This is a genomic window from Mycobacterium asiaticum (assembly GCF_001673365.1).
In the GTDB taxonomy this organism is placed as follows: Bacteria; Actinomycetota; Actinomycetes; order Mycobacteriales; family Mycobacteriaceae; genus Mycobacterium; species Mycobacterium asiaticum_A.
On sequence record NZ_LZLS01000087.1, the window covers coordinates 1 to 22,036 of the forward strand.

20 protein-coding genes and 1 pseudogene are annotated in these 22,036 nt (G+C 67.3%); 8 read left to right on the forward strand and 13 right to left on the reverse strand.

The annotated features are described in order from the left end of the window. Positions 1 to 20 precede the first annotated feature (20 nt). Both gatA and gatC read right to left on the reverse strand, forming a co-directional pair. Complete coding sequence (gatA, locus tag A5634_RS09555; protein WP_065143806.1) at positions 21 to 1,505, reverse strand: Asp-tRNA(Asn)/Glu-tRNA(Gln) amidotransferase subunit GatA; 1,485 nt, start codon at positions 1,503 to 1,505, stop codon at positions 21 to 23. Next, the gene (gene gatC / locus A5634_RS09560) at positions 1,502 to 1,801 is read right to left on the reverse strand and encodes an Asp-tRNA(Asn)/Glu-tRNA(Gln) amidotransferase subunit GatC (protein WP_065143807.1); all 300 of its coding nucleotides are present in this window, start codon (positions 1,799 to 1,801) and stop codon (positions 1,502 to 1,504) included. Before gatC ends, gatA begins: the two co-directional genes overlap by 4 nt. A 156-nt stretch (positions 1,802 to 1,957) precedes the next feature. Here gatC and A5634_RS09565 point away from each other — a divergent pair, with 156 nt between their 5' ends. After that, positions 1,958 to 2,614, forward strand: a complete 657-nt coding sequence (locus tag A5634_RS09565; protein ID WP_155769449.1) for an amino acid-binding protein — start codon at positions 1,958 to 1,960, stop codon at positions 2,612 to 2,614. Positions 2,615 to 2,736: 122 nt separating this feature from the next. Here A5634_RS09565 and A5634_RS28140 read toward each other — a convergent pair. Further along, positions 2,737 to 2,866 (reverse strand): annotated as a pseudogene (locus tag A5634_RS28140) (TetR family transcriptional regulator); the annotation flags it as partial. Between the two features lie 40 nt (positions 2,867 to 2,906). After that, positions 2,907 to 4,973, reverse strand: a complete 2,067-nt coding sequence (gene ligA / locus A5634_RS09570; RefSeq protein ID WP_065143809.1) for an NAD-dependent DNA ligase LigA — start codon at positions 4,971 to 4,973, stop codon at positions 2,907 to 2,909. A 169-nt stretch (positions 4,974 to 5,142) separates the two neighbouring features. Between ligA and A5634_RS09575 the strand changes: the two genes are divergently transcribed. Together A5634_RS09575 and A5634_RS09580 are read left to right on the forward strand one after the other, a co-directional pair. Further along, a complete protein-coding gene (locus tag A5634_RS09575) occupies positions 5,143 to 5,763 on the forward strand; it encodes a TetR/AcrR family transcriptional regulator (protein WP_065143810.1) in 621 nt (206 codons plus the stop codon). 100 nt (positions 5,764 to 5,863) lie between these two features. Continuing rightward, positions 5,864 to 7,228, forward strand: a complete 1,365-nt coding sequence (locus A5634_RS09580; protein ID WP_065143811.1) for a flavin monoamine oxidase family protein — start codon at positions 5,864 to 5,866, stop codon at positions 7,226 to 7,228. An 18-nt stretch (positions 7,229 to 7,246) separates the two neighbouring features. On the opposite strand, the gene A5634_RS09585 is transcribed toward A5634_RS09580, so the two are convergent. Beyond that, positions 7,247 to 8,272: a methionine synthase gene (locus tag A5634_RS09585; RefSeq protein ID WP_081290315.1), complete on the reverse strand. Its 1,026-nt coding sequence runs from the start codon at positions 8,270 to 8,272 to the stop codon at positions 7,247 to 7,249. A 93-nt stretch (positions 8,273 to 8,365) separates the two neighbouring features. Here A5634_RS09585 and A5634_RS09590 point away from each other — a divergent pair, with 93 nt between their 5' ends. Then, complete coding sequence (locus A5634_RS09590; protein WP_065143813.1) at positions 8,366 to 9,010, forward strand: sensor domain-containing protein; 645 nt, start codon at positions 8,366 to 8,368, stop codon at positions 9,008 to 9,010. Here the strand turns inward: A5634_RS09590 and mnmA are convergent. The 6 genes from mnmA to A5634_RS09620 form a co-directional block, all read right to left on the reverse strand. Further along, positions 9,007 to 10,080, reverse strand: a complete 1,074-nt coding sequence (mnmA, locus tag A5634_RS09595; RefSeq protein ID WP_065143814.1) for a tRNA 2-thiouridine(34) synthase MnmA — start codon at positions 10,078 to 10,080, stop codon at positions 9,007 to 9,009. The genes A5634_RS09590 and mnmA overlap by 4 nt on opposite strands. Next, positions 10,077 to 11,258 carry a cysteine desulfurase family protein gene (locus tag A5634_RS09600; RefSeq protein ID WP_065143815.1) on the reverse strand — a complete coding sequence of 394 codons (1,182 nt, stop codon included), beginning with the start codon at positions 11,256 to 11,258 and terminating at the stop codon, positions 10,077 to 10,079. The genes mnmA and A5634_RS09600 overlap by 4 nt, the downstream gene beginning before the upstream one ends. Before the next feature lie 87 nt (positions 11,259 to 11,345). Beyond that, entirely contained in the window at positions 11,346 to 12,197 is an 852-nt protein-coding gene (locus A5634_RS09605) for a lysophospholipid acyltransferase family protein (RefSeq protein ID WP_065143816.1), read from the reverse strand. Then, the gene (locus A5634_RS09610; protein ID WP_065143817.1) at positions 12,197 to 13,045 is read right to left on the reverse strand and encodes a GNAT family N-acetyltransferase; all 849 of its coding nucleotides are present in this window, start codon (positions 13,043 to 13,045) and stop codon (positions 12,197 to 12,199) included. The genes A5634_RS09605 and A5634_RS09610 overlap by 1 nt, the downstream gene beginning before the upstream one ends. 152 nt (positions 13,046 to 13,197) lie before the next feature. Continuing rightward, entirely contained in the window at positions 13,198 to 14,154 is a 957-nt protein-coding gene (locus tag A5634_RS09615) for an electron transfer flavoprotein subunit alpha/FixB family protein (RefSeq protein WP_065143818.1), read from the reverse strand. A 39-nt stretch (positions 14,155 to 14,193) separates the two neighbouring features. Next, positions 14,194 to 14,985 (reverse strand): electron transfer flavoprotein subunit beta/FixA family protein, encoded by a 792-nt coding sequence (locus A5634_RS09620; RefSeq protein ID WP_065143819.1) that lies wholly within the window; start codon positions 14,983 to 14,985, stop codon positions 14,194 to 14,196. A 228-nt stretch (positions 14,986 to 15,213) separates the two neighbouring features. Between A5634_RS09620 and A5634_RS09625 the strand changes: the two genes are divergently transcribed. The 4 genes from A5634_RS09625 to A5634_RS09640 all read left to right on the forward strand — a co-directional run bounded on the left by A5634_RS09625 (position 15,214) and on the right by A5634_RS09640 (position 20,336). Continuing rightward, on the forward strand, positions 15,214 to 16,023 hold the full coding sequence (locus tag A5634_RS09625) for a class I SAM-dependent methyltransferase (RefSeq protein WP_065143820.1): 810 nt from the start codon (positions 15,214 to 15,216) through the stop codon (positions 16,021 to 16,023). A 29-nt stretch (positions 16,024 to 16,052) separates the two neighbouring features. Next, positions 16,053 to 17,603: a glycoside hydrolase family 57 protein gene (locus A5634_RS09630; protein WP_081290318.1), complete on the forward strand. Its 1,551-nt coding sequence runs from the start codon at positions 16,053 to 16,055 to the stop codon at positions 17,601 to 17,603. Between the two features lie 100 nt (positions 17,604 to 17,703). Beyond that, positions 17,704 to 18,948: a glycosyltransferase family 4 protein gene (locus tag A5634_RS09635; RefSeq protein WP_065143822.1), complete on the forward strand. Its 1,245-nt coding sequence runs from the start codon at positions 17,704 to 17,706 to the stop codon at positions 18,946 to 18,948. 38 nt (positions 18,949 to 18,986) lie between these two features. Further along, on the forward strand, positions 18,987 to 20,336 hold the full coding sequence (locus tag A5634_RS09640) for a TIGR01777 family oxidoreductase (RefSeq protein WP_065143823.1): 1,350 nt from the start codon (positions 18,987 to 18,989) through the stop codon (positions 20,334 to 20,336). Positions 20,337 to 20,356: 20 nt separating this feature from the next. Here the strand turns inward: A5634_RS09640 and A5634_RS09645 are convergent, their stop codons facing one another. Then, positions 20,357 to 21,037 carry a phosphodiesterase gene (locus tag A5634_RS09645; protein WP_065143824.1) on the reverse strand — a complete coding sequence of 227 codons (681 nt, stop codon included), beginning with the start codon at positions 21,035 to 21,037 and terminating at the stop codon, positions 20,357 to 20,359. A 48-nt stretch (positions 21,038 to 21,085) separates the two neighbouring features. Then, positions 21,086 to 21,790 (reverse strand): Rv1815 family serine proteinase, encoded by a 705-nt coding sequence (locus tag A5634_RS09650; RefSeq protein WP_065143825.1) that lies wholly within the window; start codon positions 21,788 to 21,790, stop codon positions 21,086 to 21,088. Between the last annotated feature and the right edge of the window lie 246 nt (positions 21,791 to 22,036).

A 22,036-nucleotide genomic window follows, 5' to 3' on the forward strand; every position in this document is an offset into this window, starting at 1 on the left:
TCTGTGTCTGCTCGCGCCAGCTAGATCGCGGTAGGCAGGGGGCCGCGGGCGGCCTCGTAGGCCGCACCCACCCGGTACAGCCGGTCGTCGCGTAGCGCCGGCGCCATGATCTGTAACCCCACCGGCAGCCCGTCGTCGGAGGAAAGCCCGGAGGGTACCGACATGCCGCAGTGCCCGGCCAGGTTCAGCGGCAGCGTGCACATGTCGAACAAGTACATGGCCAGCGGGTCGTCGACCTTCTCCCCCAGCCGGAAGGCGGTGGTCGGGGTCGCCGGCGACACCAGTACGTCGACGGATTTGTAGGCCTCGTCCAGGTCGCGGGCGATCAGGGTGCGCACCTTCTGCGCCTGGTTGTAGTAGGCGTCGTAATAACCCGCGGACAGCGCGTAGGTGCCAATCATGATGCGCCGCTTGACCTCTGGTCCGAAACCGGCGGCGCGGGTCATGGCCATGACCTCCTCGGCGCTGTGGCTGCCGTCGTCGCCGACCCGCAGTCCGTAGCGCATGGCGTCAAAGCGGGCCAGGTTGCTCGAGACTTCCGACGGCAGGATCAGGTAGTACGCCGGCAACGAGTAGTCGAAATGCGGACAGTCGACTTCGCTGACCTGCGCGCCCAGCGCCTTGAGCTGTTCGACGGCGGCCTCGAACGAGGACAGCACACCCGCTTGGTAGCCCTCGCCGCTGTGCAACTGACGCACCACCCCGACTCGAACGCCGTTCAGGTCACCTCCGGCACCCGCCCTGGCCGCGCCGACGACGTCGGGAATCTCGGCTTCGATCGAGGTGGAGTCGCGCGGATCGTGGCCTGCGACAACCTGGTGAAGCAACGCGGTGTCCAGCACGGTGCGCGCGCACGGGCCGCCCTGGTCCAGCGACGACGCACACGCGATCAGCCCGTAGCGCGACACCGTGCCATAGGTCGGTTTGACGCCGACGGTCGCGGTCAGTGCGGCGGGTTGGCGAATGGAACCACCGGTGTCGGATCCGATGGCCAGTGGCGCCTGGAACGCCGCCAAGGCAGCCGCACTACCACCGCCGGAACCGCCCGGCACCCGCTCGACGTCCCACGGGTTGCGGGTCGGGCCGTAGGCCGAGTTCTCCGTCGAGGAGCCCATGGCGAACTCGTCCATGTTGGTCTTGCCCAGGATGGGAATGCCGGCGGCCCGCAACCGCGCGGTGAGCGTGGCGTCATACGGCGAGCGCCAGCCCTCGAGGATTTTCGAGCCGCAGGTAGTCGGCATGTCGATCGTGGTGAAGACGTCCTTGAGCGCCAGCGGAACGCCGGCCAGCGGCGACGGAAGCGCCTCACCGGCAGAAACCGCCTTGTCGACGGCCGCCGCGGCGCCCAGCGCTTCGTCGGCCGCGACGTGCAGGAATGCGCCGTAGCGTTCGTCGGTCGCCGCGATCTGGTCCAGGCAAGCTTGGGTGATTTCTACCGAGGACAACTCCTTGGCAGCGATCTTGGCGGCGAGCGTCGCCGCATCGAGCCGGATGATGTCCGTCACTGGCTCTCCCCCAGGATCTGCGGAACCGCGAAGCGGCCGTCGACAGCTTCGGGCGCGGCGGCGAGCGCCTGCTGCTGAGTCAGGCACGGCTGCGGTTCGTCCGGGCGCGTGACGTTGACGTCCTTGAGTGGGTTGTCGGTGGCCTCGACGCCGGTCACGTCGACGGCCTGAATCTGGCTGACATGGCTCAAGATGGCGTCAAGCTGACCGGCGAAGCTGTTCAGCTCGGTCTCGGTCAACGCCAGCCGGGCCAGCCGAGCCAGGTGGGCCACCTCGTCGCGGGAGATCTGGGACACGAGCGAAAAGCCTATCCCGCCGCGACCGTGAAGCTGGCTTCACGTTGGGCATCTTGAACTCAAGCATCGAGCGTCAAGCTGGCTTCACGCTCGGCGCACGGGGGCGAGGCACCGGCCGAAATGCCACGAACGCGTCGCTGTGCAACAGTGTTGGCCGTGCCGTCCTATCTATTGCGCGTTGAGTTGGCCGACCGACCAGGCAGTCTGGGGTCGCTGGCCGTCGCGCTCGGTTCGGTGGGCGCCGACATCTTGTCGCTGGATGTGGTCGAGCGCACTGGCGGTTACGCGATCGACGACCTGGTGATCGAGATCCCGGCCGGAGCGATGCCGGACGCGCTTATCACCGCGGCCGAATCGCTGCCCGGTGTGCGCGTGGACAGCGTGCGTCCACACACCGGCCTGCTGGAAGCACACCGGGAACTGGAGCTGCTTGACCTGGTGTCGGCGGCCCGCGACAACGCTTCGCGTCTACAGGTCTTGGCTGATCAGGCGCCCAGGATCCTACGGGTGAGCTGGTGCACGGTGCTGCGCAGCTCGCAGGGAAAGCTACAGCGGCTGGCCGGCAGCGCGGGTGCACCCGAAACGCGGGCGGATTCGGCACCGTGGCTGCCGATCGAGCAGGCTGCCACGCTGGATGGCAGCGCGGAGTGGGTGCCGCAGGCTTGGCGCGACATGGACACCACGATGGTCGCGGCGCCGCTGGGCGATCCGCACACCGCGGTGGTGCTGGGCCGACCCGGGCCGGAGTTCCGGCCGTCGGAGGTGGCACGGCTGGGTTATCTGGCCGGCATCGTCGCGACCCTGTTGCGTTGAAGCAGATGCGTTACGGCGCTTGGGTTTTGACGACGGGATCGTCGTCTTCCCAGAGCAGCAGTTGCCGGACCGCCGGGCGGGAACCGTAGGGTCGCAGCATCTGGCTGGCCGGACGCGGGCGAGCGGTACACCGTGGCCTTACTCGCGCGCGGTGTTGGCCACCGCGTCCACCGCGAGCAACTCGGCCTCCCGCGGCGACCAGGGGGATGCATCCGCGGACCAGTCGGCGGCCTGACTCATAGCGCCCACCATAAGACCGTTTGCCCGGTGGCAGCGAGCAGCCGCCTGGCTGTTACTCCGGTTCTTGCGGTTCGGGGTCGGGACCCTCGGCCAGCAACCTTCGGAATCCGTCCTCGTCGAGAATGGGTACGCCGAGTTCGACGGCCTTGTCGTACTTCGACCCCGGTGAGTCTCCGGCGACGACGTAAGAGGTCTTCTTCGACACCGAGCCGGCGGCCTTGCCGCCGCGGGCCACGATAGCTTCCTTGGCGTCGTCGCGGGAGAAGCCGGCCAGCGAGCCGGTGACCACGATCGTCAGTCCGGCCAGGTTGCGGGGCACGCTGTCGTCGCGCTCGTCGGCCAGCCGCACCCCGGCGGCGCGCCACTTGTCGACGATCTCGCGATGCCAGTCGACGGTGAACCACTCGGTGACCGCCGCGGCGATGGTTCCCCCCACCCCCTCGACGGCGGCCAACTGTTCGGTGGACGCGTCGCGGATCGCGTCGAGGTTGCCGAACTCGGTGGCGAGGGCGCGGGCCGCGGTCGGTCCGACATGACGGATCGACAACGCCACCAGCACCCGCCACAGCGGGGCGGCTTTGGCCTTGCCGAGGTTGGCCAGCAACCGTTTACCGTTGGCCGACAGCTCGCCGGCCTTGGTCCGAAATAACTCGGTGCGCAACAGATCGTCTTCGGTGAGGTCGAACAGATCACCTTCGCTGTCGACCACTCCAGCCCCCAGCAGCGCCGCACCCGCCTCATAGCCAAGCCCTTCGATGTCGAGGGCATTGCGGCTGGCGACGTGAAAAACCCGCTCCCGCAACTGCGCCGGGCAGCGCTGCGTGTTGGGACAACGAATGTCGGCGTCGCCTTCCTTCTCCGGCGCCAGCGTGGTGCCGCACTCGGGACACGTTGTGGGCATGACGAATTCGTGTTCGGACCCGTCACGCAGGTCGACCACCGGCCCGAGTACCTCGGGGATCACGTCGCCAGCTTTGCGGATCACCACGGTGTCACCGATCAGCACACCCTTACGCTTGACCTCCGAGGCGTTGTGCAGCGTGGCCTGCGAGACGGTCGAGCCCGCGACCTTCACCGGGGTCATCCACGCATACGGCGTGACCCGCCCGGTGCGGCCGACATTGACCTTGATGTCAAGCAGTTTCGTCTGGGCTTCCTCGGGCGGGTATTTGTAGGCGATGGCCCAGCGCGGGGCGCGCGATGTAGAGCCCAGCCGCCGTTGCAACGCCACCTCGTCGACCTTGACCACCACGCCATCGATTTCGTGGGCCACTTCGTGGCGATGCTCGCCCCAGTACTCGATGCGTTCGGACACCGCGGTCAGGTTGTCGACCAGGCTGGTGTGCTGGGACACCGGCAGTCCCCAGGCTTTCAGTGCGAGGTACGCCTCGTGCTGGCTGGCCGGCCGGAAGCCCTCGATTCGACCCAGACCGTGGCAGATCATCCGGAGCTTGCGACGGGCCGTGACGGCCGGGTCCTTCTGGCGCAACGAGCCCGCGGCGCTGTTGCGCGGGTTGGCGAACGGCGCCTTGCCGGCCTCGACGAGGCTGGCGTTGAGCGCCTGGAAGTCCTCGACCTGGAAGAAAACCTCGCCGCGGACCTCAAGAACCTCGGGGATCGGGAATTCGTCGGTGGCCGTGAGCCGTTGGGGGACATCATCGATGGTGCGGGCGTTGTTGGTGACGTCCTCGCCGGTGCGCCCGTCCCCGCGGGTCGCGGCTCGGGTCAGCCGGCCCTGCCGGTAGACCAGCGACAAGGCGACACCGTCGATCTTCAATTCGCACAGGTAATGTGCGGCGTCGCCGACCTCGGCGTGCACCCTTGCCGCCCAAGCTGACAGCTCGTCGCCGCTGAACGCGTTGTCCAGGCTCAGCATTCGCTCAAGATGCTCCGCCGGCTCGAAATCCGTCGCGAACCCAGCGCCCCCGACCAGCTGGGTGGGCGAGTCGGGTGTGCGCAACTCGGGATGCTCGTCTTCGAGCGCCTCCAGCGCGCGCAGCAACTTGTCGAACTCCGCGTCGGTGATGATCGGCGCGTCACGCACGTAGTAGCGGAACTGGTGCTCGCGCACTTCCTCGGCCAGGTCTTGCCATTGCCGCAACACGTCGGGCGAAGTCACCTTCAAAGGCTATCCACCAGCGGCCGGACTTACGGTGGGGCCCACCGGTGAGCGGCGACGCGGGCACCGCGGACACGCACTCGAGCACCGGCGTGCGTCGTGTCCGACTAAGTCGGATGACCGACTTAAACTAAAGCACGTGAAGCAAGCGGCCGAGAGGGCGGTTTAGATGGCGTACGTCAAAGCAGCCGAACGCGAGGAGCAGATCGTCGCGGCGGCCAGAAGCGTGCTTGCGGCGGCGGGGGTGTCGGCGACGACGTTGCGCGCGGTCGCGGCCGAGGCCGAGATTCCGTTGGGCACGCTGCACTACGTGTTCCCGACCAAGGAAAAGATGTTGCGCGCGGTGATCACCGCGGTCATCGGTGAGGTGGTCGATACGGTCGGGGCCGATCTGGAGCTCGATCAAGGTCTCGAACATGCCATCCGGCACGGTGCGATCCGCTTCTGGGACACCTTGGTGCAAGGCGACATCGGCGTCCAAATCATGCAATACGAGTTGGCGATGTACTCGGCCCGAACTCAGGACTCGGGGGGCCTGGCCCTCTACCAGCACTACACCTCGTTGATCACCGAACTGTGTGAACGGGCCGCCTCGGGTGCCGGCGAGCGCTGCGCGGTCGACTTCGACACGCTCGGACGCCTCTGTCTCGCTGTCGTCGACGGCCTGATCGTGCAATACGTGGCCAATCCCGATCCCGATCGCGCGCGTCGCGATCTCAACCGGGCGATCGACATGCTCGTTGCCTTCGCTGACCCACAACCCGTCACCAGCGCGCGGACCCGCGGCTAGGGCCTGCGTTCGAAGACATTGCGTTCGAGGGCCCTACTGCATTACCTTGAACAGTCGGTCGGTTGACCGACTTACTATTCAACCAGAAGAAGGACCCCAGATGGATTCGCGACAGACACCGGAACCGTCCCAGTCCATCGCCACAGCGACGGTGGCTGTGGTGGGTGCGGGGCTTTCCGGGCTGACGGCAGCCCGCGAGCTTGCCCGTGCGGGCGTCGATGTCGTGGTACTCGAGGCTGCCGACCGGTTGGGCGGACGAGCGATGACCGAGACGACCGTCCTCGGCTCGCGGGTAGACCTCGGCGGACAGTGGATCGGCCACGACCACCACCGCATCATCGAGTTGGCCGAAGAACTGGGCGCCGAACGGTTTCGGATGCATACCCGACCGCTGCCCGTGCTGATCAGCGGATCTCGCCGGATACGGCCGGTCTCGCCGTCGATGGTCCTGACCGCGTTCATCGTCGCCGGCGTCGAATTGCTGTCCCGCTGCCGAGTTACGCAGCGGTGGAACGCCACAACCGTTGCCTCATGGCTGCGCCGAGTCCCAGGGCACACCACCCGACGTCTGCTGGAAGTAATCGGCTTGGTCTCGTGGACGGCCGATCTGGACCGCTTCTCCATCCACGCCATGGCTAGCACGATCCGCCAACAGGGTGGCCTGAAGGCCATGTTGTCCACCAGCGGGGGCGCACAAGAATCGTTGCTGACGCAAGGGATAGGCGCACTCGTCGACGGCCTCGCGCGCGACCTCGGACCGCGAGTCCGTTTGAGCCACCGCGTCACAACGATTGCCCGCAGCCAAAGCGGCGTCACCCTCGACACCGACGCGGGCGTCGTGCGGGCGGCGAAAGTCATCGTCACGGTCCCGCCCCCGAGCGCCGCACGGATCACCTTCGACCCACAGCTTCCCGGCCACCGAGTTGCGCTGTCACGCAACACCTACATGGGCTCGGTCTACAAAGCGATCGCCATCTATGAGCGCCCGTTCTGGCGGGAACGCAACCACAGCGAGTTCATCATTCTGGACAACCCCGGGCGAGCCGTCTTCGATACCAGCCCACCCGGCGGCCCCGGACACCTGTGCGTGCTCGTGGCAGGCCCGGACGCACGCGAACTCGACGCATTCGATGAACCCGCGCGCCGCGACGCGATACTGAGCGCCCTTAGCCGACACATCGGGCCCGAAATCCTCGAACCGGTCGACTGGCACGAAAAGTCTTGGCACCTCGACGAGAACGTCGGCGGCGGCTACGTGGCCCTGCCCTGCCCCGGAACCACCGAAGGCCTGCTGCCCGTGGCGTCCACACCTGTCGGCGACATCCATTGGGCCGGCACCGAAACAGCTAGTCACCACCCCGGCTACCTCGACGGCGCCATCGAGTCAGGCATACGTGTGGCCAACGAGGTAATCGAAGCGCTGTCGGCTCGCCGCCCAGCCGGCAACCGAGTCGCCGCACGCTAGCTGAAGCTGACTCCCGCGCTAGATCGCGTCCGGATCTTCGGCGAACGCCTCGGCGGCCTTGCGGGCCAGCCCGATTGCCGTGCGCGCCCACTGCGGCGTGGCAACCGCCAGACCACAGACCGGTGTAACGCCGACGCAATCGCGCAGCGCCGAGCGTCCGAAGCCGAGCCGATCGGTCACCGAAACCACCGCGGTGGCCACTTGCTCAGCCGACAACGATCGCTGCGGAGCGCTCGCCGGGACGACGCCGAGCACGATGGTGCGGCCGGATTCGACGAACGCGGCGATGCCGTCCAGGTCCGCGGCCAGCAGTGTGCCGGCGTCGACCGAGACTGCCGCAATTCCGCTGCGCTGCAACAGGTCCCACGGTATTCCAGTGGCACAGCTGTGCAGCATCACATCCGCCCCGACACCCTGCACGCAGGTTTCCAGCAGTGCGGCCGCCACCGCTTCGTCAAGTGGTGGCACCGGACTCAATGCGGTGACGCCGCTCAACCCCCCACCCAGCGCGGCCGGCAGGGTCGGTTCGTCGAGTTGGACCACCACCGGGGTGTCCAGGCGGCGCGACAGTGCGGCGCGATGGCCCGCGACGCCCTCGGCGAGTGAGGCGGCCAGATCGCGCAGCGCGCCGGGATCGGTGATCGCTCGGTGGCCGTTGCTCAGTTCCAACCCGGCCGCCAGCGTGACCGGCCCCGCCGTCTGGACTTTGACCACCCGGTCGCCACCGCGCAGACCCGCCGTCTCCCACGCCTCCTCGAGGGCGTCCATGTCTTCGTCGAGCATGGAGACCGCCCGGCGCAGCACCGCACCCGGACGCGCGACGATGCGGTAGCCGCGCGGCACGGTGTCGATGGCTACATCGACAAGCATCGCGCCGGTCCGGCCGATCAGGTCTGCACCCACTCCCCTGGCGGGCAGCTCCACGAGGTGAGCCATTGCGTCCGCCAGTTCGCCGACGACGACTTCGGCGGCCGGGCGCGCCAAGGTGCCGGGCCACGAGCCGACGCCGCTGGCTTTGGCAAACGGATGCGTCGAAACACTCACCGGGCAACCGTATTCGACGTCGCATGGTGCGCCGGTCAGCAGGGGTGTTTAGCGACGGGCGCGGCGGGTAGGTTCGACCCAGAAGGGTGGCAGATGGCCAGATTGATGCGACGCCTGCGGCTACGTTCGCTCTGGTGTTGCGCGATGTTGCTGACGGCGGCGTGTACGCGCGTGGTGGACGGCGAAGCTTTGCCCGCATACGGTGCCGTCCCGGTGGGCGTGCTGGACGCCGCCGCCGTGCTGCTCGACCCGTCCCGGATGCGCGCGATCACCGGCGCCGGTGAGCATCTGACGATCATTCCGTCGATGGACGGGCGCTACCCCGTGGACATCGAGGCGCTGGCTACCAGCACGCCGCCGGAATGCCGGTTCGTGTTCGCCGAGACCGCGACCTTCGGTCCGGATGTCAAGGCGTTTCATAAGACGACCTTCCAGGATCCTCCCGAGGGCCGGATGATTTCCGAGGGTGCGGCGAGTTATCACGACGCCGACGCGGCCCGGCGCGCCTTCGATGGCCTGGTCAGCACCGTCAAGAACTGCGCAGAAAGTTCGATGGGCTGGTTGTTCGTCAGTTCGTGGGACGCTGACGCCGAGTCGCTGCACATGCGGCCGGGTGCGTGCGGACGTGACTACCGGGTGCTTTCCACGGCACTGCTGGAGGTGACGTTCTGCGGCTTTCCGGAGTCGGTCTCCGAGATCGTGCTGACGAACATGGCCGCAAACGTTCCGGGCAGCTAGCCCGTGCTCGCGATGGTGGCGCTACCCAGCACCTCGTCACCGGCGGGGTCGGGACGGTAAAGCACCAGCGTCTGACCGCGGGCCACGCCACGCAGCGGCGCGCGCAACTGAACTGTGAGTTGGTTGTCGACGAATTCTGCTACCGCACTAGCGATTTCACCGTGCGCCCGCACCTGGACTTCGCATTCGATCGGGCCCGAGGGGACGGTGCCCGCGGTGAAAACGGGCTGCCTTCCGATCAACCCGTGCACGTCGAGGTCCGCGACGGTGCCGACATGCACGGTCGCGGTGTCGGCGTCGATGGCGGTGACGTAGCGCGGGCGGCCGTCCGGGCCGGGCCCGGCAATGCCCAAGCCCTTGCGTTGTCCGATGGTGAAGCCGTGCACGCCGTCGTGCTCGGCAAGTACCGAGCCGTCCTGATCGACCACGCTGCCGCGACGAACGCCGATCCGCTCGCCCAAAAACGCTTGAGTGTTGCCGGACGGAATGAAGCAGATGTCGTGGCTGTCCGGCTTTTCGGCAACGGCCAGACCTCGGCTCGCGGCTTCGGCGCGGATCTGGGGCTTGGGGGTGTCACCGATCGGAAAGGCGGCGTGGCGCAACTGCTCGGCGTTCAAGACAGCCAGCACGTAGGACTGATCCTTGTCCCGGTCGACGGCGCGACGCAGCTTCCGACCGGACAGTCGCGCATAGTGCCCGGTGACGACGGTGTCGAAGCCCAAAGCCAGTGCGCGCGCCGAAAGAGCCGAGAACTTGATCTCCTGGTTGCAGCGGACGCAGGGATTCGGGGTTTCGCCACGCGCATAGGACGATACGAAATCGTCGATCACGTTCTCTTTGAACTTCTCGGCGAAATCCCAGACGTAGAACGGGATTCCGAGCACATCGGCGACCCGGCGCGCATCGGATGCATCTTCCTTTGAACAGCAGCCCCGCGAGCCGGTGCGAAGCGTGCCCGGTGCGCTCGACAACGCCAAATGCACACCGACCACGTCGTGTCCGGCATCGACCATGCGGGCAGCGGCAACAGCGGAGTCGACGCCACCGCTCATCGCGGCGAGAACCTTCACTTAACCAGCCCCGCACTGGCCAGCGCGGCGCGTCGGGCCCGTGCCACCGCACCGGGCAACACCTGCAGCGCCGCGTCGACGTCAGCGTCAACACTGTTATGGCCCAACGAAAGTCGCAGCGAGCCGCGAGAACTGGCCGGATCGGCACCCATCGCCACCAGCACGTGTGAAGCCTGGGCGACGCCTGCCGTGCACGCCGATCCGGTGGAGCACTCGATTCCGTTGGCGTCCAACAACATCAGCAGCGCATCGCCTTCGCAACCGCGGAAAGTGAAGTGCGCGTTGCCCGGAAGACGCAACGCGTCGCGGGCGCCGTTGACGCGGACGTCGTCGATCGTTTCCAGCACGCCCTCGACCAGGCGGTCGCGCAGCACCCGCAGCCGAGCGCTGTTGACCTCCAGCCCGTCCACCGCGATCTGTATCGCCGTCGCCATCCCGACGGCACCGGCGACATCTGGTGTGCCGGAACGAATGTCACGCTCCTGGCCGCCACCGTGCAGCAGCGGCACGCAACTTACGTCGCGGCGCAACAGCAGGGCGCCCACTCCCGGCGGGCCACCGAACTTATGTGCGGTCACGCTCATTGCCGAAAGACCGCTGGTTGCGAAGTCAACGGGTAGCTGTCCCACGGCCTGTACCGCATCACTGTGGATCGGGACACCGAATTCAGCGGCTACCGCGGCCAGTTCGGCGATCGGCATGATGGTGCCGACCTCGTTGTTGGCCCACATCACCGACACCAACGCCACGTCGTCCGGGTTTTCCAGCGCGGCGCGCAACGCGGCCGCCGACACCGAACCATCGGCGGCGGTCGGCAGCCAGGTGACCTCGGCGCCTTCGTGGTCGACCAACCACTGCACGGTGTCCAGCACGGCGTGGTGCTCGACCTCGGTGGTGACGATGCGGCGGCGACTCGGGTCAGCGTCGTGGCGCGCCCAGTAGATACCTTTGACCGCCAGGTTGTCGCTCTCGGTCCCACCCGCGGTGAAAATCACCTCGGAAGGCCGCGCCCCCAGCTTTTCGGCAATCAGTTCGCGGGATTCCTCGACGCGCCGGCGCGCCGTGCGCCCAGAAGTGTGCAGCGACGAGGCATTGCCCACCGTCCCCAGCACAGCCGTCATCGCCGCGATTGCAGCGGGATGCATCGGGGTGGTGGCGGCGTGATCGAGGTAGGCCATGACTCGTGCCACGATACCGGGCAACCTCAGGGACCCAGAATCTCGTGAGCAGACCGCACAGGTACCGCCCCCACCCGCGTCGTGCGGTCAGGAGATCAGCGCGTGACCAGGCGCGTGACCAGGGTGATGTCCGGGGATACGCGACGAACCCGGCCGCACGGCGGACTGGCACCGCCGAGCCAGCAGGCGACGGTCGTCGCCGGGCAGTTGCAGGGACTCGACCTGCAGCCTGACCAGTGTGCGGCGCGCTCGAACCACCCGGCAGACCGACCGCAGCAAGGTGTCCCGGCCGACGTAGGCGGGTGCGGTGGACAGGCTGCCGTCGACGTGGTGGTAGCTCAGTCGCAACGGTTGGACGGGACGTCCCGCGTCAATCGCGGCCTGGAACATGGCCGGGTAGAAGCTCCCAGATACCACCCCGCACCAGGTGGTTCCCTCTGGGAAAGCCACCACCGTCTGGCCCGCGCGCAGCCGTCGAGCAACCGCGTCCACCACCTCGGGTAGCCGCCGCAGGCTGGTCCGCTCGATCGGGATGATCTTCAGGACGCGTGCCACAATTCCGGTCGCGGGTCCGGTGAACATATCGGCGCGCGCGACAAAGGACCCCGGCAACACCGCGCCGATCGCGAAGACGTCCAGCCACGACACGTGCCGACTCACCACCAGGACGCCGCGGATATTGCGAATGGGGTTGCCCGACACGGTGATCCGCACGCCGAGACTGCGCAGCACCAGCCGGCAGTAGGCGCGCTGGATGTGGGTGCTGCCGGGTAACGGCACCCCCAGCAACGGCAGTCCCGGCGCCAGCACCAGCACCATGGCGATCCGAAGCGCCATGCGCAGCCGCACCGAGAAGCGCTCCGAACCCAGGACATCGCCCACACAGCCGAGGTCACACGATGCGCGGGGTAGCCAGGAGTGTCCGGCCGGCCCGTTCATCAGGCCGCGCCGCCGGACATCTCGGTGGCGGCCGAGACCGACCGTAGCCGGTTGAGGTAGCGGGTATCGGCGTCGCGCTTGCCCAGCAGCACGCAGAAGTCGCCGACCCCGAAGTCCGGGTCGTGCGCGGGTTCCCCGCAGACGCGGGCACCGAGGCGCAGGTAGCCGCGCATCAATGCCGGTACCGTGGGCCGCTCGGGCGGCGGGATGTCGTCGAGGGTCTTACCGTCGACGCATACCTGGCGATATGGCTGGACCCGGTACTGGGCCGGGTGCCGCTTGAGCACGAAGTCCCGTACGCCGCGAAGCTGACTGCCGGGAGCCTGGCCGTCGGTTTCGATCGGCACTGACACACACCCGGTTACGTAGTCGTAGTCGCAGCGGTCCAGGTAGGCCAGGATGCCTGCCCACATCAGCAACACCACACCACCATTGCGGTGGCCGTTACGCACCGCGGCGCGTCCCATCTCGACCAGGGAGGGACGCAGTGAGTCGAAGGCGCGGACGTCGAATTCCGTTGCGGTGTAAAGCCCTCCGGCCGCTATCGCACCCGAGGGCGGCAACATCCGGTAGCAGCCGACCAGTTCGCCGGTCTCGTCGTCGCGGACCAGCAAATGGTCGCAGTGCTCGTCGAACCGGTCGGCGTCTCTGCCGTCGGCCTTGCCGTCGGGAGGGGCCGGCATGGTGAATCCGGGTGTGGTGCTGAAGACCTCGTAGCGCAGCCGCTGGGCGGCCTCGATCAGGCTGGAATCGTTGGAAAGCAACAGAGAATAGGGCGGTCCGGACGACGACCGTGTCGCCGAGCCGCGCGGTTTGTCGCTGGGTATGAGTACAGAAGCGATGCTCATGCCCACAAGGTGACCTAGGCGATGAGCGAGTTGGCGTCGCTGCGTTGACAGGTCGGTGCACGTCAGGTGACAACTTGCTCGCGCGACAAGACGCAAAAGCACCGCGGAGCGGCCGCTCCACAGTGCTCTTGCGTCTGCTGGCGCAGCGAAAGCTAGCCCTTGCGGGCCTTGACTCCCTCGGTCAGCTGCGGCGTGACCTTGAACAGATCGCCGACCACGCCGTAGTCGGCGATCTCGAAGATCGGCGCCTCTTCGTCCTTGTTGACCGCGATGATCGTCTTCGAGGTCTGCATGCCGGCCCGGTGCTGAATCGCCCCGGAGATGCCCAGCGCGATGTACAGCTGCGGCGAGACCGTCTTGCCGGTCTGGCCGACCTGGAACTGGCCCGGGTAGTAGCCGGAGTCGACCGCGGCGCGCGAGGCACCGACGGCCGCACCGAGCGAGTCGGCCAGCTCCTCGACCACGCTGAAGTTCTCCGCGCTGCCCACACCGCGGCCACCGGACACCACGACGCTGGCCTCGGTCAGTTCCGGCCGGTCACCGGCGACCGCGGGCTCACGGGAGGTGATCTTGGTCGCGTTCTCGGCGGGTGCGGGCACCTCCACGGTCACCTGCTCACCAGCACCGTCGGCCGGCTCGGCGTCGACTGCACCGGCGCGCAACGAAATCACCGGGGTGTCGCCGTTGGCCTGCGCCTCGACGGTGAACGCACCACCGAAGATGCTGTGGACGCCCACGGCACCCTCTTTGACCTCGACCACGTCGACCAGCAGGCCGGAGCCGATCCGGGCGGCGAGGCGACCGGCGATCTCCTTGCCGTCGGCGGTGGCGGCCACCAGCACGCCGGCCGGCGCGTTGGACTCGGCCAGCGCGGCGAGCACGTCGACATACGGCGTGATCAGGTAGTTGTCGACGTCGTCGGACTCGGCGACGTAGATCTTGGCGGCACCGGCCGCCTTCAGCCCGTCCACCAGCGGGCCTGCCGTACCCGGCGCGCCGATGACGACGGCGGACGGCTCACCCAGCGCGCGGGCGGCGGTGATCAACTCGGCGGTGACCTTCTTCAGGGCACCATCAGCGTGCTCAGCGAGCACCAATACTTCAGCCATGAATTTCGCTCTTCTCGTCTTAAAGGATCAGCGGCTAGGTCAGATGATCTTCTGGGACACCAGGTACTTGACGATGTCGTTGCCGCCCTCGCCCTCGTCGGTGACCTTCTCACCCGCGGTCTTCGGCGGCTTCGGCGTCGACGACTTCACCGTCGACCCGGCGTTGTCCAGCCCGACCTCGTCCGCCTCGACCCCGATCTCGGCCAGCGTCAGGACGGTCACTTCCTTCTTCTTGGCGGCCATGATGCCTTTGAAGGACGGGAAGCGCGGCTCGTTGATCTTCTCGTTGACGCTGACGACGGCGGGCAGGGTCGCTTCGAGGGCGAAGACGCCGTCGTCGGTCTCCCGCTCGCCGGTCACCTTGCCGCCCTCGACGGCCAACTTGCGCACGTGTGTGAGCTGCGGCAGCCCCAGGTACTCGGCGATGATGGCCGGCACCGCACCGCCGGTGCCGTCGGTCGCCTCGTTGCCCGCGATCACCAGTTCGGTGCCCTCGATGGCGCCCAGCGCCCGCGCGAGCGCCCACCCGGTCTGGATGACATCGGAGCCGCTCAGGCCGTCGTCCTTGAGGTGCACGGCCTTGTCGGCGCCCATGGACAGCGCCTTGCGAATCGCCTCGGTGGCGCGCTCGGGACCGGCGGTCAACACGGTCACCGATCCGTCGCCGCCTTCGCGCTCGCGGATCTGCAGCGCCTCTTCCACGGCACGCTCGTTGATCTCGTCCAGGACCGCGTCGGCGGCCTCGCGGTCCAGCGTGTAATCGCCATCGGACAGCTTGCGCTCCGACCAGGTGTCTGGGACCTGCTTGATCAGGACCACGATGTTCGTCATGAGTGTGGTTCGTCCTCCTCGAAGGTGTCCCGCAGCGATCGGCTGCAGGACCTCGGTCACGAGTTACGCAATGCACAGCGAATGTTACTAGTCGGTAACTTCGTGCGGTCTGCTCTCACACCATAGCGGGTCGTACTGCACGTTCTTTCCCCCGGATCGCCCCCGCGAGCGGGTTGGCCCCCGTTCGCGGTTCGCGAATCCGATGCCAGGCGTTAGCCTGCCTTGGCAATGAGCGCATTCACCCCTGACGGGCCAGAACTGATACCCGCCGGTACCGGGCCGGCGGTTGACGCGGTCTTGACGCTGACCGGGGAACGCACCATTCCGGACCTGGACATAGAGAATTACTGGTTCCGCCGCCACGAGGTCGTCTACGAACGGCTCGCGCCGCGCTGCGTCGACCGTGACGTGCTCGAAGCCGGCTGCGGTGAGGGTTACGGCGCGGACCTGATCGCCGGTGTCGCGCGCCGGGTGGTCGCGGTGGACTACGACGAGTCCGCGGTGGCCCACGTGCGCAGCCGCTACCCGCGGGTCGAGGTGATGCACGCGAACCTCACCGAACTGCCGCTGCCCGACGCATCGGTGGACGTCGTCGTCAACTTTCAGGTGATCGAGCATTTGTGGGATCAGGGCCAGTTCATCCGGGAGTGCGCGCGGGTGCTGCGGCCGTCGGGCCTGCTAATGGTCTCCACTCCCAACCGGATCACCTTCTCCCCCGGTCGCGACACCCCGATCAACCCGTTCCACACCCGCGAACTCAATGCCGACGAACTCACCGAACTGCTACTCGAAGGCGGTTTCTCGGACGTTTCGATGAGTGGTTTGTTCCACGGGCCGCGGTTGCGGGAGATGGACGCCCGCCATGGCGGTTCGATCATCGACGCCCAGATCGAGCGCGCGGTCACCGACGCGCCCTGGGCGCCCGAGCTGATCGCTGACGTGGCGGCGGTGCGCACCGCCGACTTCGAGCTGAGCGGACGTGAGATTCGCAACATCGACGACAGCCTGGACTTGATTGCAATCGCGGTGCGGCGTTGAACACCGCTGGCCAGCACCAGGTGCCGGGCATGTTCACGCTGGTGCTGCACACCCATCTGCCCTGGCTGGCTCATCACGGCCGGTGGCCGGTCGGTGAGGAATGGCTTTACCAGTCGTGGTCGGCGGCCTATCTCCCCTTGTTCCGGGTGCTGCGCGAGCTGGCTGAGGAGGACCGCCACGGGTTGCTCACGCTGGGCATGACGCCGGTGGTCAACGCCCAACTCGACGACCCGTACTGCCTGGACGGCATGTACCACTGGCTGGCGAACTGGCGGCTGCGCGCATTCGAAGCCGCCAGCGTGCGGTCGTTACCTCGGTCGAAGTCGGCCGGCTACCTGTCCTGCACTCCGGAAGCCTTGCAGGCGTTCGGTATTCGTGAGCGTGAGGAAGCCGACCAGGCGCTCGAGGACTTCGCGACGCGGTGGCGGCACGGCGGCAGCCCGCTGCTGCGAAACCTGATCGATGCGGGCACCGTGGAGTTGCTCGGCGGTCCGTTGGCCCATCCGTTCCAGCCGCTACTTGCGCCGCGGCTGCGCGAGTTCGCGCTGCGCGAGGGTCTGGCCGATGCGCGTTTGCGCCTGGCGCACAGCCCGACCGGAATCTGGGCGCCGGAATGCGCGTATGCCCCGGGCCTGGAAACCGAGTACAACTCCGCCGGCGTCACCCACTTCATGGTGGACGGTCCGTCGCTGCACGGTGACACCGCGCTGGGCCGGCCCGTGGGCGCCACCGACGTCGTCGCATTCGGTCGTGACCTGCAGGTCAGCTACCGGGTGTGGTCGCCAAAGTCCGGTTACCCCGGCCACGCCGCTTACCGCGACTTTCACACCTACGACCATCTCACCGGGCTGAAGCCGGCCCGGGTCACCGGTCGCAACGTGGGATCCGAAGACAAAGCGCCTTACGACCCGGAGCGGGCCGACCGTGCGGTCGACGTGCACGTCAGCGACTTCGTCGACGTGGTGCGCAACCGGTTGGCTTCGGAATCCGAGCGGATCGGCCGGCCCGCGCACGTGGTCGCCGCCTTCGACACCGAGTTGTTCGGCCACTGGTGGTACGAGGGCCCGACCTGGCTGGCGCGGGTGCTGCGGGCGCTGCCCGAAGCCGGGGTGCGGGTCGGCACACTCAGCGACGCGTTGGCGGCCGGGTTCGTCGGCTCGCCGGTCGAATTGCCGCCCAGCTCTTGGGGTTCAGGCAAGGACTGGCAGGTGTGGAACGGCGAGCAGGTGACCGACCTCGTTCAGCTCAACGCCGAGGTCGTCGACACCGCTTTGACCACGGTCGACAAGGCACTTGCCCAGACCGCATCGCTGGACGGACCAACGCCTCGCGATCACGTCGCCGACCAGATCCTGCGCGAGACACTGCTGACCGTGTCCAGCGATTGGCCGTTCATGGTCAGCAAGGACTCCGCCGCCGACTATGCGCGCTACCGCGCCCACCTGCACGCCCACGCCACCCGGGAAATCGCCGGGGCGCTCGCGTCGGGCCGCCGCGACACAGCCCAGCGCCTGGCCGAGGGGTGGAACCTGGCCGACGGACTGTTCGGCGCGCTGGATGCCCGTAGGCTACCCAGGTGACCGCTCGCCCGTCCCGCCGCGAGCGTGCGTGTCGTGCCAACGACACGCCGCTACACGTGGCATTTCGCGAGCGCTCGCGGCAAGGCGGAAGGGCACGCGCGTGAAGATCCTGATGATCTCGTGGGAGTACCCGCCGGTGGTTATCGGCGGCCTGGGACGCCACGTTCACCACCTGTCGACCGCGTTGGCCGAGGCCGGCCACGACGTCGTCGTCCTGTCTCGTCGGCCCACCGGCACCGATCCCAGCACCCACCCCTCCTCGGACGAGATCAGCGAGGGGGTGCGTGTGATCGCGGCCGCTCAGGACCCGCACGAGTTCACTTTCGGCACCGACATGATGGCGTGGACGCTGGCCATGGGCCACGCCATGATCCGCGCGGGACTGTCCCTCAAACGGCACGGCAGCGACCGGCCCTGGCGTCCCGATGTGGTACACGCCCACGACTGGCTGGTTGCTCACCCCGCCATCGCGCTCGCCCAATTCTATGATGTGCCAATCGTTTCCACGATTCATGCGACCGAGGCCGGCCGGCACTCCGGCTGGGTCAGCGGAGCTATCAGCCGTCAGGTGCATGCGGTCGAGTCGTGGCTGGTGCGGGAATCCGATTCGCTGATCACGTGTTCGGCGTCGATGAGCGACGAGATCACCGAGTTGTTCGGCCCCGGACTGTCCGAGACGACGGTGATTCGCAACGGAATAGACGCGGCGCGTTGGCCGTTCGCGCCACGACGCCCACGGACCGGGCCGGCCGAACTGCTCTACGTGGGAAGGTTGGAATACGAGAAGGGGGTGCACGATGCGATCGCCGCATTGCCCCGGATCAGGCGCACCCACCCTGGCACCACGCTGACCGTCGCCGGTGACGGCACCCAGCAGGACTGGCTGATAAAGCAAGCACGTAAATACAAGGTGCTCAAGGCAACTCGTTTCGTCGGACACCTTCACCACGAGGAGTTGCTGGCAGCGCTGCATCGGGCCGACGCCGCGGTACTGCCCAGCCACTACGAGCCGTTCGGACTGGCCGCGCTGGAAGCCGCCGCCGCGGGTGTACCGCTGGTGACGTCGAACATCGGCGGTCTGGGCGAAGCCGTGATCAATGGCGTCACCGGGGTGTCATGTCCGCCTCGCGACGTGGCAGGACTGGCTGACGCGGTACGAACGGTGCTCGACGACCCCGCCGCCGCACAACGCCGCGCCCGCGCGGCCCGGCAGCGGCTTACCTCCGACTTCGATTGGCAGACGGTGGCAAAAGAGACCGCCGAGGTGTACTTGTCGGCCAAGCGCCGCGAACGCCAACCGCAACCGCGGCTGCCCATCGTCGAGCACGCCCTGCCCGATCGCTGAGCGACGCACTGCCGGTAACGTCCTGGAGAGGGCTTCAAATGGGCATCATCCACACCAGCGTGATCGACGCGCCACGCGACCAGGTATTCGCCTGGCACGCCAGGCCGGGTGCCTTCGCCAGGCTCTCGCCGCCGTGGTCACCCATGCGGTTGATCTCCGAGACCGACTCGCTCAAGGACGGCCGCGCCATCCTCGGCTTGCCGGGCGGCCTGCGCTGGGTCGCCGAGCATCAGGCCGATTCATACGATCCGCCAAGGCGTTTCGTCGACGTGCTCAGCAGTGCCGGGTTGGCCTCGCTGCCACCGCGCATCATCGGGCGTTGGCGGCACATCCACGATTTCGAAGAAGTCTCCGACACCCAGACCCGGGTGATCGACCGGGTGGAAACCCCGGTGCCGAAGTCTGCGTTGCGGGCCATGTTCGTCTACCGGCACCGCCAGTTGGCCGACGACCTCGCCGTACATGGGCGGGCAGCCCGGCTGGGTCTTGCGCCGTCCACCGTGGCCGTGACGGGTTCGTCGGGCCTCGTCGGCACGGCGCTGGCCGCCTTCTTGAGCACCGGCGGCCATCGGGTCATCCGGCTGGTCCGGGGCACCGCCGAGAATCCCGATCAGCGGCAGTGGAACCCGGATGACCCCGACCCCGACCTGCTGCGTGACGTGGATGCGGTCATCCACCTGGCGGGTGCCTCGATCGCGGGCCGATTCTCCGACAAGCATCGAAAGGCCGTCCGCGACAGCCGAATAGGTCCGACGCGTCGGCTGGCCGAACTGGTGGCGCGTAGCGGGACACCGGTGCTGATCTCGGCTTCGGCCGTTGGAATCTACGGCTATGACCGCGGCGACGAACCACTCACCGAAGACAGCAGCCGCGGCGACGGGTTCCTCGCCGACGTCGTCGCCGACTGGGAGGACGCCACCGAAGCCGCCGAGCACGTCGGAGCGCGGGTCGTGCACGTGCGCACCGGGATCGTGCAGTCACCTGCCGGCGGTACTTTGCAGCTGATGCGACCGCTGTTCACCGCCGGACTGGGCGGCCGACTCGGCGACGGCCAGCAGTGGCTCTCCTGGATCGGGATCGACGATCTGGTCGACATCTATCACCGTGCGCTCTGGGACACCGAGTTGGCGGGGCCGGTGAATGCCGTTGCCCCACAACCCGTTCGCAATGCGGAGTACACCCGCGTACTGGCCCGGGTGTTGCACCGTCCCGCGGTCCTGCCGGTGCCGTCACTGGGTCCGCGGGTGCTACTCGGCGCCCAGGGCGCCCGCGAACTCGCGCTGGCTAGTCAGCGGGTCAGTGCCGCGCGACTGAGCCAGGCCGAGCACCGGTTCCGTTGGCCCGACTTGGAGTTGGCCTTGCGGCACCTGCTGGGACGCACCGCGTAGCCGATTTGGATCAGCCGGGGTTAATCCGCGTCTCTGCCGCTTCGGCTGCGCGAGTAAGCGCTGGCCCGCAAGTCGGCGAGCCAGCCCGGAAATAGCTTCACGCCGGGGGCGGTGTTGAGTACCGGATCGAACGAAACATCTTCGCCCGGTGCCAGTTCGACCACACTGGTCAATGTCAGTCGGCCCAACTTCTCGAATTCCGAACTGCCGCAAGCTTGATCGAGAGCCACATCGACACCGTCGGCATCGATTCGCGTTCGAATGTCGTCGAGCGACACTCCGGTTCCGTCGATTTCGCTTTCGATCCGGGCCCGTAGCCACCACTTCTTTCCGCCGTAGTTCAGCGGCATCAGGGTGGTCAAGGTTTGTCCTGACCACGATGTCACCGGTCGAAGTGCCAGTGCTCGGGTCAGTACGCCAGAGCCGGCGGAGACGAGCAGGACGTCCCATGGTTCGGCCTCTGCGCGGGTAGCGGGAACCCGGATTGCCAGTCCGATGAAGTCGGGTAGGGCTCCGGGGGTGCCGGTGGCCTTGGAGAACCGGGCGACGACGTCCGACGACGGTATCGGTAGGCCTCGTCCCGCTGGTGCGAGACGTTTGATGGAGCCCTCCGCCACCACACCGAGTGGATGGAAAAATCGTTTGCCTCGGATTGCGGATCCCCACTGGAAGGGCAGGGCGATGAGATCGGAAACGTTCACCGGCGGCGGATTCCCGTTATCGCGGGAGGAAAACCTCTGCCGTGCTGCCTACTGGCTGTGGCTGACCAACCTGACCGCCCGCTGCGTGCCCGACGAGCGCGTGTCGGCATGAACTTGTTGCATCAGGGCCGGCCAGGACTGTGCCTCCAGTACCGAGCCGCGCGCGCTTTCCACCAGTCCGATCAGTACCGCACGTTTGTCGTCAGGAACGGCATAGACCGGTCCACCCAGGTCGCGTGGTTCGCCTTGCCATCGGTTGACGGTGAAGCGGCGATGATTCGCCGCATCAATCGACCCGCACACTTGTTCCACCGTGTTTCGCATTCGGCAGACGGGCAGACCGGTTTGCATGCGCAGCGCCGGGTCGACGACCAACTGGCGACCGTTCGGTAGCAGATCTGTGGCGTTGGCTTCTGGCGCAAGTCCGATGATCTCGTACTCGGCCGCCAACTTTGACGAGTCAGCAGCCTCGTGGTCTGCGATGTCGTGGCTGGTCCGAAGCACCGTCCCGATCGGAACGCGGTTTTTGTCCGTCACTATCGGGGCGCCATTGCACCGGCCTATGGTGACCGCCATCCGAAGCCGTGCTGAAACATAACCAAGCGTGCAAACCGTGTCGCCCTGATGGATTTCCATACCGGGATATACCGCTACCTCAGCGTTTGCGTCCACCCGCTTTGGCACGACAAGCCACAGCATCAGAAGCGCTAGCGCGGCCGCCATCGGGAGGGTCGCGCTGCACACCGTTTTCATCGACGCTCACCGCCCGTCATTTGTTACTGCTGGCGCCCGGATACCCTCGCGAAAGCCGGCCAAACGCCCAGACCGCAACCCCAGCGTCCACCGCCGTCCGGTAGGCGCAGACCGGTGCGACGACGGCCCCGGACTTTCCTTTCGCCGCATCCCGGACTGGCGGTGAGGATAATCATTCATTAAATTAACGATTAAATAACTGAAGCTAGGCCGTCAGGCCAGCGCGGCAGCCCGAGGGCGGTCGGG